Genomic DNA, 20124 nt, shown 5'->3' on the forward strand with positions numbered 1-20124 from the left:
CCTGAAACAAACTGACTGTTTAGAATCCTTGCGCATTCATTACAGGGAAAGTCTGGCTTGTCCGGAATGCCTAAGTTAAAAGTATCACTTTTAACTCAATACTAACAATGAGCAACAGGTAACCAAATAATAAAAGTCGTTCCTGGTGCATCAGGTGATGATCTAAGCAAAGTCACAGCAGGGCTAAAAACTTGTATTTCGCCCTGCATTTGTTGTATGAGCTGTTTGGCAATTGATAATCCTAATCCCGTGCCAGGAATTTCCGTTTGAGCTTGAACACCTCGGTAATGACGCTCTCCAAGATGCTGTAAATCTTGTGGTGGAATACCAGGACCAGTGTCACTGATGGCAATTCCCTGAAAATGAAGTTTTTCTTGTCTGGTCTGTATCAAAATCTTGCCGCCAGTGGGAGTGTATTTCAAAGCATTGTCAAGTATATTGCTGAGTACTTCTCGTAATGCTTTGGTGTTAGCGCGTACCAGAGGTAAGTTAGGGGGAATTTCGGATACGAGTTGCAAATTTCTTTCTTGAGCAATGGCTCTGGCTGATACTAACAATGGTTCCAATACATCTAGTACAGAACAATTAACTTCTTTTTCTCCTGCACCGGGCAACAAGAGCGGGGCTATGAAGTCTTTTTGTAGATTTGCTTCCACAAGCACTTCTTTTTGCGGTAAAGTTAATGGTTCTAAATCTTCTGCACTCAAGTCAATAACTTCATCCAACTGTTGCAACAATTCTTTGAGGCGATCGCTTTCCCGCACAATACTAGTTGCGACCTCGCGGTTAGTATCGCCTGGTCGCAGTCGCTTCAGCAACAGTTTGCCAAAGGTACGCAATGCTGTTAACGGGTTACGAAGCTGATGCAATAAATTATCTAGTAAATCTTGCTGTTTTTCTTGAAAAATTTGTTGTTGCTGCAATTGCTGGTGCAACCATGCTCGACGCTGATCTAAAATACAAGCAAGGGATAGTGTTTGGGCAACTCGTTCTATTTGACTCCTTTCTTGTTCATTCCATACTCGGTCTTCTCTGACTGTGACGAGCAACCCCATCATCACATCTTCATGAACAAGAGGTAAAACAATTTGATCCGCTTTAAATAAATATTCTTCTTCCTCTGTTGAATGCGGTGGTGCTGTATCTCCTGTCGCAGTTTCTTGTGATGGGGCGGGAAAGTCCTCAGCTGCTTTCAATAACCGGAGGTTATTGCGATTGTGTTTCTCGTTGAACACATCACCGGTACGAGAATGCAGTGTTTTATCCAAGGTGACAGAGGCGGAACGATAGGAAGCCCAATTAGGATTTGAGATAGGTATTGAGGTGGGCAATACCAAAGCACTAGCTAAGTGCTGTTCCACTGCGGTTTCTGGATAAACTACCACAGGAATCAGCTTCGCTTCACTTGTCGAAGCCTCTATCAATTCTTGCGTTAAATAAACAACGCTCAAAGATGCTTCCAGCCCTTGGGCTAACAGTGCCAATTGCTCTCGGCATAGAGCAACAAACTCAGAACTGGCAGACATTAACATTTCTCAGCCCTTGTTTAAAATGACAGACTATACGGACGAAAAGAAACAAAAGTTGGCTTTTCCTATTTAACAAAGCTTAACTGAATCTTGCAACTAACAGTTCGTTCCAACGAATTATATTGTTCAACGCTTCTGGTTTTTATACAAAAAAATAAATTAACTGGATTGTATCAAAAGGTTAAAAACTATTGAATTTTTGAACTAGAACTTTTATAATTACGACGGATTTTGTAGCTATCACTACAATCGATCGCTTGTTAGAGGAGGTAAGGAAGGTTGGCAAGGAGACGCAAGAGGAAGAGTCGTCGTCGCCAAGAAGGGCGGCGAATTTTAGAGCATGTGCCTCAATTTAGCATTGAAAGCGGTGAAGATAAGCCTGTGACAGCAGCTAGAAAATTCATTCAAGCTGAGGGGATCTTGCCACCGGCTTTGCTACTTGTAAAGCGAAACGAACACACAACAGACCGTTATTTCTGGGCTGAAAAGGGGCTGTTTGGAGCTCAATATGTTGAAGAAAATCACTTCTTATTTCCTAGCCTGAGGGTACTCGAACCTGCTCCAGGTCAGGAGTCACTGGCTGTTGCTAGTCGTTGAACTAACATATGGTGATCATAGAGTTTGAATTTAGCTCCTGACAACCATTAACAACCGAAATTGCTAGTTTTTTTTTAAGTTTCATTTTTTTTTAAGAATGTAGCTCACTTGCCAGTGTTAAGCTAGCAGTTTTGCCTTTAAGACTATCAACTTATACAAACTTTGTGTTTGTATAAGTTGAGTATTAGGTGTGAAAACGTACGTGGGAGTGAGGATACAGCGAACCTGTTCTGATCAAAGCTTTGGCACGTAGCTTCAAGCGAGATAGCTTTTTTCAACAACTTGTGGAGAAGAGCTACAGATCTGCAGTCGTTTTACCTCCTCTCTCTATTCCATTTCTTATTCTTAAAAGTTTTGACATTCCCAAGGCTGAATCCAAATGTTAGGCGTAGCCGCGCCGCAGGCGGCGACAGCGAAATTTGGATTCAGCCTTGGAATTTTAGGCTAAACCTCGTAACTTGCTCATGCAGCTTTGCAGCAGCATGAGTATAAGTCACCGATCCTAAGCGCGTGACTTCGGGACTAGTCGTCCCTAGCTTGTTTTACAAGATTTGAGATGTTAATCGCTTCAAAGATTAAACAACTTTATAGAGCCAGAGTGCTTCTGTTGGCAACATTCTACAGTTTTCTGTAGCCTTATATTGAATTAATATTAAAGCCAATAGTTTATCTGATGCTATACAAATAATGGCAAGACAAGAGTCTAGCATCAGGGTAGTTGCTGAGGGGGGGTGGCTTTTATCTATCGCTTACTTGGGAAGAGTTTTTAGCCAGCCGTCCTCATAACAGCTATTGGGAACTTTTTAATCCTAATGTCCTTTGTAACTCAATGATTTCATCTCGATGGGCTGTTAGTGTTACTTGAGTTGGAGAGTGTTGGTTGCTTTGGGCTGCTTCTACCTTCAGCGACACCTTTTCAAGTTTGCCAGCTTTGTACCAATAAAAAACACCACTCAAAGGTGAGAGCAGCACCATCCCAAGAAAAACTGTACTTAGGTTGGGAAAAATTAGTGACAAAACCAATGATAGACACAGAAGACCAATACCTGCTAAAACTGTTAAAAACACAGCTAAAAACCAGCTTGGTCTAACAATGCCTTCAAAAGTTACCTGGTTTTGTATCGGGTCGACCGCTGCTACTCGGTAAGACCGTGTTTGAAAATACTCCCTTAATTGAGGCATTAAAGTAGCTTCATCTTGCTCGCAAACCAGTTGTGTGGTTTTTGTACGATCTTTGGTAGAGGCACGAATAAAGAAAAATAGCCCAACCGATAATAAAAAAGTGAGCAGCAACGTGGATGCTAGAGTAGCAGTATCCATAAACTAAATTATGAGTGTTTCACAGGAGGTGATTTATTCATTATGAATTATTCGTTAACTTATTCTCCCACTTATGTACTGTTGCCACAAACGAGCTAAATCCTGTGCTTTAAATTGCCATTCTGGAGAGACTTGGTACATTCGCCTTGGACGTCCCCGTCCTTCTAGCTTTTTCCAATATCCAGTAATTGCTTTCTGGTCTTCAAGAAATTTAATCGCACTGTAAAGCACAGTATCTGAAAGCCGATAGGTTGGATATTCAGTTTCCAGTCGTTGGATCAACTCCGTTCCATAGGATTCGCTTTGTGACAAAAGGTACACTATATAACAAACAGCGAGTTCCTGACAAAGGTAAGTTGGCGGAGGATTTTCAAAGAAGTGATATATATCCTCAAGTTTCATGGTTAATGAATGACGAAAAATGCCTAAGGGTCAAGCTGACAATCAGAAAAAAACAGTATATAATACTACACTCCATCAATGAGTACATAGCACTGTTTAGGCCGGATCACCAAAGGGTAAAAATAACATGAGACAGATTTCACACTTATTGATAGTGGAACCGATGCACCAACTATAGGGATACAAATTTTTGTATCTCTACCCAAGCTTCTGACATTGTATTGAGGAGCGATTTAACAACGGTTATGCTGCAATCGAAGAGTGTTAAGTAATGCCAAGGGCATAAGGATTGCTTAAGCATAAAATACCGTCTAAGCAATTTTAAAGGGAAAATGCGGTATTTATGTAAAACTTAATCAAAACTTTGCTAGACAGTAATTTTCCTAGAATTTTTGCTAAAAAATTAGGCAAAATATCATATTTTTTTCAAGCATTGTGAATAGTGGACACACTAAAAAAAGTTTAAAGTACGGAATTTATTTACTAAAAATATTTTTATCACACTTACTAAGTATGATAGTAAATTTATCAAGCCCTCAGCACAAATGGTGATCAGTATGTCAGATTCGTCTACACTCCGGGCAATTGCCCAAGTATTTCGCCTTACAGGATGGGTTAGCTTCTGGATTCAATTAGTGCTAGGTGTTGTTTCTGGGGTTATTTTGCTGTTCGCAGTATTTAGTCAGAGAGGTGCCAATACTAGTAGTAACCCTGGAACTGGGTTTGGCGCTATTTTTGCCGTTGCTGGGCTTGTTGCCTTAGCAGTAGGTATATATATAGCGTTCCGTTACACTAGACTTGGCAATCGACTAGAATCCTCAAATCTTAACAACCGCCCGCGCAAAGCTGAAACTGTTCAAGTTGTACGCTTTGCGATTGTGGTGCATTTAGTGGGAATGCTGGTGACTCTCTTAGGGGCGCAAATAATTGTTGGGACTCTAGTCACAAAGTCATTGACTTTACCGCAATTAGGTGCTGGAGTAATCACCCAGATCGACCCTAGCCGGAGTATCCAACCCTTAGACATGTTTGTTGTCCAGGCAAACACGAATACGGTTACAGCCCATTTTGGGGGGCTTGTCGCGTCAATTTGGATACTCTACCGCATCTCCAAACCTCAGTCTGAGCGTAGTTCCTAGTTGATCATTAGTTGTTTACTTTGGATTGCTGGAATGACCAACTACTAATTATTTGAAGAATTTCGCAAAAATTTTTACCAGAATTTTGCGAAAGTGAAAGTGCTTAAGTTGAATATTACTACAGAGTGACTTAGATAACCATCTTGGTTTTGGGTGATATCAAAGTACACAAAAAAACTAAATTAAAGTTTTTCTATACAAATCTTATGAAAAATCATCAAACATGGACATTTGCCGTACAAGTTTTCTTTAGTACTGTAGTGCTTGGGTTGTGTACTTTCAAGCTGATTGCTAATAAACCTCAGGACAACCAAGCGCTTTACTGGGGTGGGTTAACAGGCATACTTGGGTATTGGTTACCTGCACCGACAAATTCTAAAAATGAAGAGCAACAATATTTGCTGAGGAGTCAGTACAATTACAACAAGACAACCGAAAATGGTCTAGTTGAGCAGTCAGAAAAAAGTCATCAGGCTGTTGCTATAACTAAGACAGATGAATGATCTCAACCTCTCACGCTTCGCTATAAAACCGTTAGCAACAGCCTTAAGAAATATCATTCACTCTGTTAAGCGTTAAGCGTTAAGCGTTTTTCTTCAGAGAAGCTATGAACTAAAGAGGTGTTGGCAACTTCACTTTCTCTTCATAGATCACTGACTTTTCGCTGCTATTTAGCTTTTGCAGTTGTCACCAGTCGGAAGTACTATATTTTGAAGTGTTAACTGTAAAGAAAATACTAGGCTAAAAACTAGGATAGATCTGTGCTGGACATTAAGTTAATAAGGGAAAATCCACAATTGGTTCAGGAACGGTTGAAGACTCGTGGTGGTCACTACGATATTCAGCCGCTTTTGGAGTTGGATAAACAACAACGTGAATTGGAAGCGAAGCGAAATCAACTGCAAGCACGCAGTAACGAAATTGCAAAATTAATTCCGGAAAAGATAAAATCTGGTTGCAACCCCAAAGGACCAGAAATTCAAGCGTTGCGTGATGAAGGTAGTTCTGTCAAAGCTGAGATTGGCACACTGGAACCTGAAGAAAAAGACCTCTCTGGCAAAATCGAAGAACTTTTACTCACACTTCCTAATTTACCAAGCGACTCCACACCTGTTGGTAAAAGTGAGGAAGATAACCCAGAAGTGCGTCGTTGGGGTGATGAGTATCTTCCCCAAAACCCAAACATTATTCCTCACTGGGAAATTGGCGAGAAGTTGGGTATTCTTAATGTTGAGCGAGCTGTAAAAGTCGCACAAAGTCGCTTTATCACCCTTATAGGTGCTGGTGCCAAGTTGGAGAGAGCATTAATCCAATTTATGCTTGATCGCCAGATAGCTGCAGGGTATGTGGAAGTCATTCCCCCATTTTTGATTAATACGGAGTCTATGACAGCTACGGGTCAATTGCCCAAGTTTGCTGAAGAAAGCTTTAAGTGTGCGGCGGATGATTTGTGGCTTACCCCTACGGCGGAGGTTCCTGTAACGAACCTCTATCGTGGTGAAACTCTAAATTTTGAAGATTTGCCTATTTACCACTGTGCTTATACTCCCTGTTTTCGCCGAGAAGCTGGGAGTTATGGACGCGATATGCGGGGACTGATTCGACTGCATCAATTCAACAAAGTTGAACTCGTGAAATTTGTCCATCCCAGCACTTCTAGTGAGGAACTGGAAAAATTGCTAAGCAATGCAGAAGCAATTTTACAGGCGTTGCAGCTACCTTACCGAGTCATAGAATTATGTACTGGGGATATAGGATTTCACTCGGCGAAAACCTACGATATTGAGGTTTGGCTTCCTTCTTCTGGAAAGTACCGAGAAATTTCCAGTTGTTCCAATTTTTTGGACTATCAAGCGCGACGCGGGCAAATTCGCTTCAAAGAAAGTGGAAAGAAAGGAACTCAGTTCGTGCACACTCTCAATGGTTCAGGACTGGCTGTGGGACGTACAATGGCTGCGATTTTAGAAAACTATCAACAAGAGGATCGAACGGTGCGGATACCAGAAGCGCTGCAACCTTACATGGGACGTGAAGTATTGTGATTTGAGGGGCTTAGTTCCCTCCTTAAAAAGGAGGGCTAGGTAAACAACACCGATTGTGTTGTGAATACGGGAGTATCGATTAACTCGTAATTCGTAATGATTATAAATTACGAATTACTATTTAGTTTTACTATTCCTCAATTTGACCGACACGACGAATATTGATAATATCGCTCAGTTTTTTGATTTGAGTAAATATCTGTTCGAGTTGTGGTCGATCGCGTATCTCAATACCCAAGTCCATCAATGCTGGTTGACCATTAGCTGTTTTTACCTGAGCATGACGTACGTTGATCCCGTGGTCACTTAAGCGTGAGAGAATATCTTTTAGAATTCCTACGCGGTCGAGAGCCTCAATTTGAATATTCACAGGATAAGTCGTAGGACGAGTGTAGATTTCGCCTGCTGAGTTCCAATGGACTGGTACTAGGCGATCGCACTCTACATTCTCTAAATTCTGACATCCCTGGCGATGAATCGAAATGCCTCTACCTCGTGTGACAACACCAATAATCGGTTCTCCTGGAAGAGGAGTACAACACTTAGCCAGATAATGCACTAATCCTTCTACCCCAACTATCGGTGAGTCAGTTGTGCGTGAGGTTGCAGGAGTTAGATCCCGTAAACCTTTGTTTGTTGAGGTGAGTTCTTTCGTGGGAACTGGAGGTGCATCTGCAACTGGTTGTTGCGCTTTTACGACTTCTCGCCAACGGTTGAGTACTAAATTCAGTGTCACTTCACCATAACCCAAAGCCGCGAGTAAATCTTCCATAGAATGATAATTACATCGCTCTGCTACTATCTGCATGGGTTGCGACTTAATCAGGTTTTCAAAACCTGATCTCCCCAATTCTTTTTCCAACAATTCCCGCCCACGGGCAATATTTTCTTCCCGGCGCGATCGCTTGTACCACTGCCTAATCCGATTTTTCGCCGCCGAAGTTCTGACAAAATTTAACCAATCCAAACTGGGATGACCGTTCTTTTGCGTCAGAATCTCTACAATATCACCATTTTGCAGTCGTGTTGAAAGTGGCACCATCCGCCCATTTACCTTTGCACCTGCACAGTGGTTTCCAACTTCTGTGTGAATGCGATAGGCAAAATCTACGGTTGTGGAACCAGGATTTAAAGCAACCAAATCTCCCTTGGGCGTGAAAACATAAACGTCATCTTCAAATAAATTATCTTTGATGCTTTCCAAATATTCTTGAGCATCCTTAAGATCATTCTGCCATTCCAGCAGCTGCCGCAACCAGGTAAACTTCTCATCTGATGGTGCCCAGTGGATAATGTTGGAGCCTCCTGTTTCTTTATACTTCCAGTGAGCTGCAATTCCATATTCGGCAACATGGTGCATTTCCAATGTTCTGATTTGCACTTCCAGAGGACGACCCCACGGACCTATAACTCCAGTATGCAACGATTGGTAGCGGTTAGGTTTAGGTAAGCCTATGTAATCCTTGAATCTACCAGGGATTGGACGGCAAGCATCATGAACTATCGCTAAAGCCCGGTAACATTCCTCATTGCTATTGACAATAATCCTGAGTGCTGCTAAATCGTAAATTTCGTGAAACTCTTTGTTTTGCCTCTGCATCTTCTGGTAGATGCTGTAGAGGTGCTTCGGACGTCCACTCATGTCCAGACACTTGATCCCCGCTTCCTCTACGCGACTCCGTAGAGTTTCGGCAATTTTTGTTAATCTCTCTTCCCGCGCTGTTCGTTTTTCAGCGACATACTCCTGCATTTGCCGATAAGCATCTGGTTCTAAGTACTTAAAAGCTAAATCTTCCAGTTCCCATTTTATGCGCCAAATCCCCAAGCGATTAGCCAGGGGAGCAAAAATTTCTCGTGTTTCCAAAGCAATTGCGCGGCGTTTTTCATCACGAAGGAATTCCAAAGTCCGCATATTGTGGAGACGATCTGCTAACTTCACCACAATCACTCGGATATCTTGCGCCATAGCCAGAAACATTCTGCGAAAGTTCTCTGCTTGGCTTTCGGTTTTACTTTTGAAATTAATTTTAGAAAGCTTTGTCACACCTTCTACTAACAGACCCACTTCTTTACCGAAGCGCTGCTCTATCTCTTCAATTGTGACATCTGTATCTTCCACTATATCATGGAGGAAGCCAGCTGCTATCATGTCAGCACTGCCCCCTAAGTCTCTCAAGATTCCAGCAACAGCCACAGGATGACAAATGTATGGTTCTCCTGACTTACGGTACTGACCCTCATGCAACTGATAAGCAAATTCAAATGCTTGACGAATTAAAGCCATGTCGCTTTGCCTTCGGCCATCTTCAGTTTCTGTGCCTACTACTGTATATGACCCATTTAGGCAAGTCTGTAGCCATTCTGGGAGAGTAACATCAATTCTGGAAGTTAGTACAGTGCTGCTCATAGAAAGAATCGGGGGTGGCTAGGTAGTTGATAGTAAAGTGAGAAATTGGATGAACAAACTCTTACTGACACTTGCGCTTTCGTCCTTCTGTGCGGAGTTGATTCCCCAAGGCAAAGAGTGCAAATTATCCAGTACGAGTGTCTAACATCATAAAGTCGGTAAAATCGATGAAATGCCAAATCCAGCCCCAATTTTCAGATGAGACAACAGATTCGGAAATAAAAATTAACAAAGTTTGGTCTATTTGAAAAGTTTCTTGACATTACCTTGACTTTAATAGTATCTCAAGAAGAACTTAGATGTCTCTAACTCGCGATAAATATCACGCATTAAAGGAATTGCTGAAACAATTGCATTCGGATGTCATGACTACCAAAGTAGATACATCCGAAGTAGCGCAGCGTGTCAGATCCTTGCAACAATTTTTTCAGCAACAGATTGTCCCTTTAGTTAATCTGGACACAAACAGCAACGATGAGGGTCAGTTACAGTCAAATCAGACGGAAATGAGTAAGCAGCTACGGCTGTTGGAAATAGATGTCATGTTTTTCCAAGGAGCGCGGCAAGCTTCCACTGCCAAGAGTAGGCTTGATGCCATAGGCGATCGCCTGACTACTCTCATCAAATACTGTAATGCCATATTGCAATAAATAGTACCAGAAGGACGAGCCGTAACCTATGAAAAAATGACAAATTAAAATTAAAAATTGAAACTTAAAAATATTGAACTTTTTTTAAACTCTTCTCATGGAAATTTGTTGAGGTTTTGTAGTCATCTTTACATATTTCCTTGGCACAATTCGTTGTAAATAGCGTCAAAAGTCAAGAATCCTTAAAATTTGAAAATTCGACTGATAAAAAACTTAAAACTTACTGAAGCAAAATTAAGTATCAAATATTTCTATCCGAGCAATAAAGAAAAGTGATAAACCTCGTGATTTATCCGTATACTCATTGCAATTATTGGTGCGTTCTCAGTTATATTGTTGTTTTTAAAAGTTACTCTGGTAATAATCCTGACATATGTCATGTCATCACAAAAGCTGATAGCTGATATCTGATAGCGTAATTATGAGTGAAGCCTTATTTTGTATTGAAAATTTGCGAGTTGCTTATCCTCATCGCAGCGACGAAGAAGCCCAGTGGGCAGTAGATGGTGTGTCTTTCATCCTGCAACCAGGGGAAAGAATGGGATTGGTTGGAGAATCAGGCTGCGGTAAGTCAACTCTAGGACGCGCAGCAATGCGGTTACTACCAGCCTCAAGTCAAATTGAGGGACGAGTGACATTTCAAGGGCGTTCGGTATTTGAGATGACGCCAGAACAGTTGCGTAAATTCCGAGGAGAAGCAGTTGCGCTGATATTCCAAGATCCCATGACGCGCCTTGATCCATTGATGAGCATTGGCAATCACTGTTTAGAAACATTAAAAGCTCACTCACCGCAATTGTCCAGCAAACAAGCCAAAGAAAAAGCTATTGCCACTTTAGAAAAGGTTAAAATTCCTGCCAGTCGTTGGAGTCAGTATCCCCACGAGTTTAGCGGTGGAATGCGTCAGAGGGTAGCGATCGCCCTAGCCTTGCTTCTGTCCCCCAAGTTAATTGTCGCCGATGAACCCACTACAAGTTTGGATGTCACAGTTTCCGCCCAAATCTTGCAGGAACTCACACGGCTGTGTGGTGAAGAAAACATGGCGCTGCTGTTAATTTCTCACGATTTGGCTCTTGTTGCCGAGTATTGCGATCGCATTGGCGTTATGTACAACGGCAAAATGGTTGAAACGGGTTCTTCCCAGGCTGTGTTCCAGAATCCTCAACACGAATATACACAGTCTCTCCTCAAAGCAGCTTTGCATATTCAGACAGTTGATGAAGTATGGGAGCAGGGAGTAGAAAGCAGGGAGCAGGGAGCAAGATTTTCCCCATCACAAGCTCAATCACCGATTTTGCGCGTCCTAGAATTACAACAGCATTACACCTTAGAACCCAACTTTGTAGAGCGATTGTTAAAACGGCAAAATCAGACGATTAAAGCAGTGGATGGAATCAACCTAGAACTCTATCCAGGAGAAATTCTGGGATTAGTTGGGGAGTCAGGTTGCGGAAAGAGTACACTATCACGGACAATATTGCAACTTATTCGTCCCACAGCAGGTAAAGTCGAGTTTTTGGGAAAAAATTTAACAAATTTATCGCGCCAACAAGTTCGTGCGTCTAGGCGGCAAATGCAAATGGTCTTTCAAGATCCCCATGCTTGCTTAAATCCAGCGATGACGGTAGGACAAAGTATAGCTGACCCCTTGCTAATTCACAAGCTAGCCGATCCAGCGAACGCAAAACAACAGGTGCTGTCGATGCTGGAAAAAGTAGGGTTAAAACCACCCCAAGTTTATTATGAGCGTTATCCGTCGGATTTATCTGGGGGACAGCAGCAAAGAGTGGCGATCGCGCGTGCTTTAATTACTCGTCCTAAACTGCTCATTTGTGATGAACCAGTAAGTATGTTAGATGCTAGCGTGCAGTCGCAAGTTTTAGATTTGATGCTGGAGTTGAAAGAGGAATTTGAGTTAACGTATTTGTTTATTACTCATGACTTGTGGTTAGCGCGGTTTTTGTGCGATCGGATTGCAGTCATGAATAGTGGGAAAATAGTAGAAATTGGTCCCACCAAACAGATTTTTACCAATCCCCAACATCCTTACACGAAAACACTGCTTGCAGCAGCCCCTCTGTTAGGGCGAGCATAATCCAGTACTAATTTATAAGCAAGACTGCTGAGCTATTAACACTCAGCAGTCAAGAACAGTAAAATTGATATTTTGGTGGTTTACATCACGCCTTGGAATTCTCCACTAATTGCCCAAGCTGTATTCTGAGTTCTTCAATTTGGGCATTTCTACACTCGAACCATGTAGCTCAACAAATCTATTAAAAAGCCACATGGTTTCGTGATTAGACTGCCTATCTTTCTTGATTAAACTGCCTATGTTTCTCTGAGCTAATTTTTGTAAATAAGGCAAATCTTCAATCAATGTCAAACAAGAAGCAATGTGCAATATAATTTGCAATATAGGTTTTGGCCACTCTAAATCGCTGTAGATATCAATCAAGAAATGATGAGAATTTTCTGTTGATGGGTAGGCATAAAACATAACAGTTATTCTTTTGTTTCTGTAAACTGGAATACTCAGTTCTACAGTGTATGGAGTATGCAGTATTAAATCCACCTCAACGATTGGCTGTCTCCAAATTCTTAAAATATTAATTGGAGACTCTAAGAGAGTTTGAAATGCGATTATCCCACCAAGAGATGTGGATTGGATACTACTAACTTGAAGGATTCTCAAGTTATTCAGACTGAATTTATGAATAGTTTCCAAATGTTTCAGATTCAATAGATGGTAAATTTGGCAGACATAGGGAAACGGTAAAATATATTCCTGGCTAATGATATGTCGCTTTTTTAAGTCAAAATTGTTGACTTTAGTCGGATGTAGATAAAACTGCTCTATATAATTTTGAACACTATCTACATCATTAAGATCAAAGCTCTGCTCTGGTTTTAAAAACAGCCAACTCAAGAAAAAGAATGAAGCTGTGAATATTTGTATGATTTCTACTACAGATAAATATCCATCAGCCAGGGCAGTGATACTTCTATCACTAATCCCAAAAAGAAAAGAAGGTATCCCAAAGAACCAAATCCCATTTTTTAGCCTTAATATAAAGAAGGCAACATCTATTTGTATGGAATTATGGTTTTTCTTGGTATTACTACCGTTATCTGGAACAATATTAACAGACATAGGATTTATAAAACTGATAATTCACTACATAGAGAGAGATAATACCAGTTAAAAAAAGAATGTAACAAATGAACCCAAAACTCCTCCCTAACCCTATCCAATAGTTGCGAAGAGTGCGCTTTCTTCGCGGGTGGGGCATCTGTCGCAAACATTTTTTAAAATGGTATAACTTTGGCGTTGTTTATAGGTTCTTAAAAGTTAATATAACTTATATTTCCCTTAAGTTGCAAATCTTAACACTGATATTTTGTCTGAATTTAATGAAGATTAAATTTTTGTTTCCAGGGATACTATAAAAGTCATCTTTAATCGATTTATACTTTCGTCTTTAATCAGACAAGTCTATTCAAGCTACATCATAATTTAACTGCAATAACTCGAATACGTTTATAATCTGCAAACCAAGTATTATTTTTGTATAAACTTGGACGCAACTGATTTTCTATATCGACTAAGATATTTCTTTGAGCATCAGTAGATAATCCACTAAATAAGCTATCTGCAAACATTTTGAGCCAGTTTTTCAGACCCTGTTCTCCATCTTCCAAAGGTGTGGGACGTTCAAAAAGAGTTGCATAAGTTAACTCAAAACCATGTTTTTCTAGCAAGCTTCCATATTCACCAATGCTAGGAAAGTACCAAGGATTTAATGCTGTATCAGTAGAAGAACCAGCTTTTTGTAAGGCGTTAAAAAGAGCACTAATAATGGCGTTTACATTCCCCTTGCCACCAAATTCAGCTACAAATCGCCCACCAGATTTCAATGCCCTATTTATACCAACAACAACTTCTTCTGGTTCTTTAATCCAATGAAGTACGGCATTAGAGAAAATACTATCGAATTTCTCTGTATATGGTAAATTTTTGGCATCTACCACCTCAAAATCTAGCGGAGGATAATTCTTGCGAGCTTGTTCAATCATTGTAGGAGCGCTATCGATACCTATCACTTCTGCTCCTAGGCTGGCAATTTTATGAGTTAAATGACCTGTTCCACAACCTAAGTCGAGAATACATTCTCCTGGTTTTGGAGATAGTAATTCTACTAAATTCGCAACAAGTTCAGATATAAAAGAATGCTTACTATCGTAGAGTTCTGCATTCCACTGATTTTTAAAATCAGCTGCTGTGCTGTCCATAAAAATACACCACCATGAAAATTTGAGTACGATGTATACATTTGCGAAAGCTTAGATGTGAGAATGCACCCATGTTCTGAATTCTTTCATTCTAGCGTTTTCACCTTTTTGAGAATCTAGCTGTATAAATTGCACTAATTTTTTGACAGGAAATGAGCCAAAAGCCAAACTTGTTTCAGATTCGATGTAACCAACCTCTGTCAAAATATGAATTGTTAGTTGACCATTAGCGAAACGCCAAACTTCCGGCACTTTCAGTTCAGCATAAACAGCCATCTTATCAATTGCTGAATGAGTTATATCAATCTCAAGCGCCAAGTCAGGCGGTGGATCAACTGTGAGGTCAATTTTTATTCTTCCTCGCATGACAGCTTCATTTTGAATATAAAAACATTCATCTGCTTCTTTACCAGCAGCCTTTGGTTTGGAACGCCAAGTTGTTGATTTCAACCCCAAAATTTCTAGTCCAAGTTCTTCACACAGAATAATTATTAGCCGTCCGAAAGTCCAACCATATCTTTCATGTTCTGGTAAAGACGTCATCAGTTCTAGAGTTCCTTGATAGTAAGTCATGCGGGGTATTGGACGTTGGGCAAAAATTTCCAATAGCTGCTCGTACATCTCCCAATTGACGTTATATAGAACCAGATGAGAACCTTCAATTGGTGGTGTGGTTGGGGTTAGGGTTTGAGTCATGTTTCATGCTTTGCGCTCATCTAAAGACAAATATAGTACAAATGCACGCTCATGGCTTCCACCTCACGATATGTTATAATTATATAGCAGTATACCCACTATCTACAAAAAGTACAGTTTCTGTTAAGTATGAAGATGCGTCTGATGCTAAAAACACAACCGGATCAATGAGTTCTTCTGGCTTACCACGACGAGCCATTGGTGTAAATGTAACAATCTGCTGCTGTTTTTCTGGTTGGGTTTGTTTTACATTAGCCCCACTCATGATATTTTCAAAATAACCAGGAGGAATCGCATTAACACGAATATTCTTCGATGCCCATTCCACTGCCATGACACGAGTGAGTTGGTTGATTCCTGCTTTTGCTGCACTGTAGGCAATAAGTCCTTTAATACCGATAACAGATGCTATTGAGGAAATGTTGATAATTGAACCACCATGATTTTGTTCCATCATTTGGATTGCAGCAAGCCCAGAACAATTGAAACAACCTTGCTAGAGTGACAAAAAAGCTGAACTTTGCCATATGACAGCCATGAGATTGAACAAAAATTCCAATGTTGCAGTTAAAGTCGAACAACTGCATAAATCCTTTGGAAACCTCAAGATTTTGAAAGGAATCTCTACTGAGATAAGACAAGGGCAAGTTGTAGCTATTATTGGTCCTTCTGGCTCGGGTAAGTCAACTTTTTTGCGTTGCATGAACTTACTTGAAGTTCCGACTGCTGGGAAGATTTACATCAATGGAGTTGACATTACTGGTCCAAAAACTAACATCATGAAGATTCGTGAGAATATCGGCATGGTGTTTCAACACTTCCATCTGTTTCCTCACATGACGACGCTGAAAAATGTTACGTATGCGCCAAAAAAAGTAAAGCAAGTTCCTGGAGTCAAGGCGCAAGAAGAGGGGTTAAAACTGTTAGAGAAGGTTGGTTTAAAGGATAAGGCGGATGTTTATCCCTCTAAGTTATCGGGAGGACAAAAACAACGGGTGGCGATCGCACGAGCCTTAGCAATGAAGCCAGAAATAATGTTGTTTGATGAACCCACCTCCGCCCTTGATCCAGAAATGGTGAAAGAGGTGTTGGAAGTCATCAAAGCTCTTACCCAAACAGGGATTACGATGGCTATTGTCACCCATGAAATGGGTTTTGCGCGGGAAGTGGCTGACAGAATTTTATTTTTAAATGAGGGATACTTAGTCGAAGATGCCCCACCTAAAGAGTTCTTTACCCACCCGAAGAACGAGCGCGCTCAGCAGTTCTTGGAAAAGATGCTGTAATTATAGCAGGGAACGCTTAACAGGGAATAGGGAACAGACTTTCAAGTCTCTTGGTGAACGTGTTTTCTCATTAGTTCGTGTCCTAATCTACCTGGCGACTGCTATGAGAGTTCAGTTAATTGAACTGCTAAGTTGAAATTTTCGTTCAACATTTATAGGACTCATATTTGACTTTTTCTCAACGAGGTACATTTGATATTGCCCTGTTAAGCGTTAAGCGTTAAGCGTTCCCTCCCTACGCAAACAATTTCACCAAATCAAACCGGATTTTTATAGTACTCAAACTGATCGCGCAGTTGTTCAACTGTCAAATTCCTCGTCCAATACTCTACCAAAGCATGACCAAAAGCCCAAGCGTTGCGATCTGGTGTAGCGGAGTTTTCTAGCAACAGTGGCCACAGGGAGACCAGGTCAAACTTGAGTGTGTTAGAATTACCAGGATTCAAGAGCGAGAAAAGGTCATATGCCATCTGTAGCTTACCAATGACAATGGGCGTTTGTTCCACTGGAATTTTATCTCCAAGCACATATGCCAAACTAGGCGCTCCGGTTGAGAAAGTGGAAAGAAACAGAAGCACAGGACTTTTGAGCAGTGCAGCCAGTCCTTGAGTTGTTGTCATTTGGAAGGTGTAATGTTCGATGATTTTGGCTGCAGCGACGGTACGGCTTTCTTGATCGCGCAAAAAACGGGCAAGACGCAGTTGCTTGGCTGGTGCGATCGCCTCCATCAATCCTAACGATAGCGCCTCTACTCCCCAAGCAGCTCGACTCGTTTTTATATCACTTGTCACCACAGGTAAAACTAGATTGCAAAACTCTCTGAGAGTTTCAGCACGATACTCGATCGCTTGGCGAATCGCAATTTCCTTGGGGCGATCGCCCGATTCCCAATCATAAGGAGGATTCCACTCACGTATAGGGCGCAGACGATCCACTTGAGTCACAATCGAAATTGTCGGTAAGTCTGTAATCTCCGCCTTCATATCTGTGAGGAAGTCCACATCCATTTGTAGGGCAGGATCAAGAGCAGGAGTAACTAACAGTAGCAAGTCGGCATTTTTCGCATAATCTAGCACTATCTTGCGGAAATCTCCACGGTTGACTTGTTCAAAACCTGGTGTATCCCAAAGCGTCAGCGCTTCTCCCGTTTGAACTTGCCAGTGATAATTCTGGATTTTATCAGTACTGGGTAACACATCAACGGCCGCTCGCTCTGCCTGAAATAAGGTGTTAATCAGGCTGCTTTTTCCAGAACCTGTTCGCCCTACCAGCAGAATATTGACAGGTTTTTGCTCAACAGCAACGGCGGGTTCTGCTTGGGCAAGGATGTCTCGGAGTGTTTGGGTTTTTGCCTGAGATGGAGTTGGTGTGGAAACGGGGGATTCTGAAATTGGGAGTTTGGTGCCACTGTAGAGGGCGATCGCCTGTCCTGATAAGTTCCTCAAAGCAGCTTGCCGTAGTAACTGGCTAAAATTCACCAGCAGTTGTTCAGTTGCTCGGTTACTAGAACGCTTACTCGCAAGTTTCGCCACTGCCGCCACAGGATTTAACAGCCACTGTGCCCAGTTCAAAGCTTGCAAAAGTTTACGAGCAGATGGCTCCAGTTTCTGGTATACTTCGTATGCTTCGTATGCTTGCCTAACACTCACCTGATTTAGGACGGGTGATAACTTTTGCATCCACTGGTCGAGGTCATCCACTGTTCCCCGAATCAACGCGTAAGCTTGGGGAATGTAAATGTTGAGCAGGGGATACTTGACTTCGGGATAGTAGATTTGGGCGATCGCAGTCACAAGTTCCTGACACCGCTGCCAAAAAGTTAGCCAGTCTTCCCAAATTGGGCGATCGTTCTGTGATTTTTTAAGGATGTCTTGCAGTGCTGCATCTGCTTGACTGGTGGCGTCACTTCCTGTTGGTAATACTGTTGTCTCGTCTGATGTATTGTCTGAAAAGTCCAGTTCTTTACTGACTTGTGCGACAACGGCTTCCATTTGCCCTACGACAGGTTGAGTCCATCGAACCAGTAGCCAACGCCAGCCAACGAAGACGAGGATAAACACGCCCCAAATCCAATTAATGCGCCACTCGTGGATTTGCAACCCTGCGGATATCAGCAAGAAGCTGATAATTGTTACCAGCGGTAGTGCTAAGACGATCCACTGCCATACTTTTAACCGTATCATGTTATTCAGTTATCAGTTATCAGTTATCAGTTATCAGTAGTTGTAGTTGTAGGTTGGGTTGAACGGAGTGAAACCCAACACTAAGCATGATTATAGATGTTGGGTTTCGTTTGATGGCATTTAGAATTGCGATCGCCCTGTACGCTTACAATGGGGGTGATAGAGATGAATGTACTCATGAGCATCATTATCCCTGATGAGATTTTAACTACAACCCGCATGACTGACGCTGAAATGAGGCAGGAAATTGCAGTCATGTTATTTCACAAGGAAAAGCTTACCCTTGCTCAAGCGAGTCGGTTTGCTCTGATGAACCGCATTGCATTTCAACACTTACTAGCAAGTCGTCAAATTCCAGTGCATTATGATAAAGTAATGTAAATAAATCTAGACAGCTAATATTTATGACAGTATACTCTCAAAGATGTAATATTGATTTATTGACAAAATTTATGATATATGATTTAAGATAACTTTTTTAAATATAAATTTTTTCTAAAGCCAGCGTTAAATATATGACACTTATATATTTTTGATTTCAATTTTTATAAGAAGCAGTTTTGCTTTACCAAATAATCACGGACAAAAATTTCAGCAATCCGTTTGCAAAAGTGACTATCGGAAATTCATGTCTGTTGTTTAGTTTTTTTTTCTTTACACTCATACACCTCTTCAAGTATGAAATTATTTGATTTCAGCTAAAGGGAAAAAAGGCAGAACAATATGAGCAATCAAATAAACAATATACCTCCTGTTGATTTAGTAATCGTCATCGATACTAGTCCTTCGATGAAAGATGAAGCACAGGCTCTTAGTGATGCGGCTTCTGCTGCAATTACAGCCGCTAATTCTAGTTGTCCTTCAGATTTAAGAGTAGCTTGGTTTGGTATCGAAGGTACTTGGAAAGGGACAAATTTTGACCAAACCATCAGAGCTTATCTGACACAAAATTGTAAAATATCTGAATCCAAACTCCGGGGGAGAAAAAGAGGAGAATTAAAGTCAGCAGGAGCGCAAGAAGATGCAGCTCGTGCCATTGAAGATGTCTGCAATTATTTTGATTGGCGTGAGGGTGCAGCCAGAGCAATCTTTTACCTTGGGGATGAAGCTTTAGATGAAGGTGGGGGAAGAACGCAGCAAAAAGATATAGAAGCTGCTAATTTAGCTATCCAAAAAGCTAAAGGAGCAGGAGTTACTGTTCATACCTACTTTGGCACTTCCAAAAGTAGATATCGACAAAGTATTGCCACAGAATATGACAGGGTTGCCACCGAAACAGGGGGACAAGCTTTCACTGAAAAAGATACTATTAAAGGCTTTAGTTCAGTATTAGAAAAAGTCATTTGTGGTAGTCGCACTGCGAAAAGGCCAAAGCTGAAACCAGGAGCAGTTGATAGCAAAGATCTTGTAGAAGAAACTCAATTAGTGACAGAAATTCCATCTAGTATTGGCATCCTAGAATCCCCAATAGTCATAACTAACTCTAAACCATTATCTATCCCTGACGATCAAGAATCTGTTAACCAAGAGTCTGTTAAACCCGAACTGACCGAACCTTCGCCAACAAATAAAAAGAAACG

At 41.2% G+C, this 20124-nt stretch carries 16 protein-coding genes and 2 pseudogenes; 9 read left to right on the forward strand and 9 right to left on the reverse strand.

From position 1 onward, the window contains the following. Positions 1-101: 101 nt before the first annotated feature. Positions 102-1532, reverse strand: coding sequence for a sensor histidine kinase (locus AC5JM2_RS03555; protein WP_495833535.1), 1431 nt, complete (start codon positions 1530-1532; stop codon positions 102-104). Between the two features lie 276 nt (positions 1533-1808). Here AC5JM2_RS03555 and AC5JM2_RS03560 point away from each other — a divergent pair, with 276 nt between their 5' ends. Next, complete coding sequence (locus tag AC5JM2_RS03560) at positions 1809-2126, forward strand: DUF3155 domain-containing protein (RefSeq protein WP_495833536.1); 318 nt, start codon at positions 1809-1811, stop codon at positions 2124-2126. Positions 2127-2915: 789 nt separating this feature from the next. On the opposite strand, the gene AC5JM2_RS03565 is transcribed toward AC5JM2_RS03560, so the two are convergent. Together AC5JM2_RS03565 and AC5JM2_RS03570 are read right to left on the reverse strand one after the other, a co-directional pair. Continuing rightward, entirely contained in the window at positions 2916-3446 is a 531-nt protein-coding gene (locus AC5JM2_RS03565) for a cofactor assembly of complex C subunit B (RefSeq protein ID WP_495833537.1), read from the reverse strand. Between the two features lie 54 nt (positions 3447-3500). Then, positions 3501-3848, reverse strand: a complete 348-nt coding sequence (locus AC5JM2_RS03570) for a PadR family transcriptional regulator (RefSeq protein WP_495833538.1) — start codon at positions 3846-3848, stop codon at positions 3501-3503. A 557-nt stretch (positions 3849-4405) separates the two neighbouring features. Here AC5JM2_RS03570 and AC5JM2_RS03575 point away from each other — a divergent pair. The 3 genes from AC5JM2_RS03575 to serS all read left to right on the forward strand — a co-directional run bounded on the left by AC5JM2_RS03575 (position 4406) and on the right by serS (position 7029). Beyond that, positions 4406-4987 carry a DUF3611 family protein gene (locus tag AC5JM2_RS03575; RefSeq protein WP_495833539.1) on the forward strand — a complete coding sequence of 194 codons (582 nt, stop codon included), beginning with the start codon at positions 4406-4408 and terminating at the stop codon, positions 4985-4987. Positions 4988-5193: 206 nt separating this feature from the next. Next, positions 5194-5490, forward strand: a complete 297-nt coding sequence (locus AC5JM2_RS03580) for a hypothetical protein (protein ID WP_495833540.1) — start codon at positions 5194-5196, stop codon at positions 5488-5490. Between the two features lie 258 nt (positions 5491-5748). After that, complete coding sequence (serS, locus tag AC5JM2_RS03585; RefSeq protein ID WP_495833541.1) at positions 5749-7029, forward strand: serine--tRNA ligase; 1281 nt, start codon at positions 5749-5751, stop codon at positions 7027-7029. Positions 7030-7159: 130 nt separating this feature from the next. On the opposite strand, the gene AC5JM2_RS03590 is transcribed toward serS, so the two are convergent. Further along, a complete protein-coding gene (locus tag AC5JM2_RS03590) occupies positions 7160-9436 on the reverse strand; it encodes a RelA/SpoT family protein (RefSeq protein WP_495833542.1) in 2277 nt (758 codons plus the stop codon). A 299-nt stretch (positions 9437-9735) separates the two neighbouring features. Here AC5JM2_RS03590 and patD point away from each other — a divergent pair, with 299 nt between their 5' ends. Together patD and AC5JM2_RS03600 are read left to right on the forward strand one after the other, a co-directional pair. Further along, complete coding sequence (patD, locus tag AC5JM2_RS03595) at positions 9736-10086, forward strand: heterocyst frequency control protein PatD (protein WP_495833543.1); 351 nt, start codon at positions 9736-9738, stop codon at positions 10084-10086. Between the two features lie 421 nt (positions 10087-10507). Continuing rightward, positions 10508-12181, forward strand: coding sequence for a dipeptide ABC transporter ATP-binding protein (locus AC5JM2_RS03600; protein WP_495833544.1), 1674 nt, complete (start codon positions 10508-10510; stop codon positions 12179-12181). A 105-nt stretch (positions 12182-12286) separates the two neighbouring features. Here AC5JM2_RS03600 and AC5JM2_RS03605 read toward each other — a convergent pair whose 3' ends face one another. The 4 genes and pseudogenes from AC5JM2_RS03605 to AC5JM2_RS03620 form a co-directional block, all read right to left on the reverse strand. Continuing rightward, positions 12287-13240, reverse strand: coding sequence for a hypothetical protein (locus AC5JM2_RS03605; protein ID WP_495833545.1), 954 nt, complete (start codon positions 13238-13240; stop codon positions 12287-12289). A gap of 356 nt (positions 13241-13596) precedes the next feature. Further along, entirely contained in the window at positions 13597-14379 is a 783-nt protein-coding gene (locus tag AC5JM2_RS03610; protein ID WP_495833546.1) for a class I SAM-dependent methyltransferase, read from the reverse strand. 51 nt (positions 14380-14430) lie between these two features. Further along, entirely contained in the window at positions 14431-15075 is a 645-nt protein-coding gene (locus AC5JM2_RS03615) for a Uma2 family endonuclease (RefSeq protein WP_495833547.1), read from the reverse strand. A gap of 79 nt (positions 15076-15154) precedes the next feature. Further along, positions 15155-15556, reverse strand: a pseudogene (locus AC5JM2_RS03620) (SDR family NAD(P)-dependent oxidoreductase); the annotation flags it as partial. A 55-nt stretch (positions 15557-15611) separates the two neighbouring features. On the opposite strand from AC5JM2_RS03620, the gene AC5JM2_RS03625 reads away from it, so the two are divergent. Continuing rightward, positions 15612-16361, forward strand: a complete 750-nt coding sequence (locus tag AC5JM2_RS03625) for an amino acid ABC transporter ATP-binding protein (protein ID WP_495833548.1) — start codon at positions 15612-15614, stop codon at positions 16359-16361. A 257-nt stretch (positions 16362-16618) separates the two neighbouring features. On the opposite strand, the gene AC5JM2_RS03630 is transcribed toward AC5JM2_RS03625, so the two are convergent. Further along, positions 16619-18544, reverse strand: coding sequence for a GTPase family protein (locus AC5JM2_RS03630; RefSeq protein WP_495833549.1), 1926 nt, complete (start codon positions 18542-18544; stop codon positions 16619-16621). 177 nt (positions 18545-18721) lie between these two features. Between AC5JM2_RS03630 and AC5JM2_RS03635 the strand changes: the two genes are divergently transcribed. Further along, entirely contained in the window at positions 18722-18925 is a 204-nt protein-coding gene (locus AC5JM2_RS03635; protein WP_495833550.1) for a UPF0175 family protein, read from the forward strand. Between the two features lie 342 nt (positions 18926-19267). Beyond that, positions 19268-20124 (forward strand): annotated as a pseudogene (locus AC5JM2_RS03640) (hypothetical protein); the annotation flags it as partial.

The sequence above is a fragment of the Brasilonema angustatum genome (genome assembly GCF_059505445.1).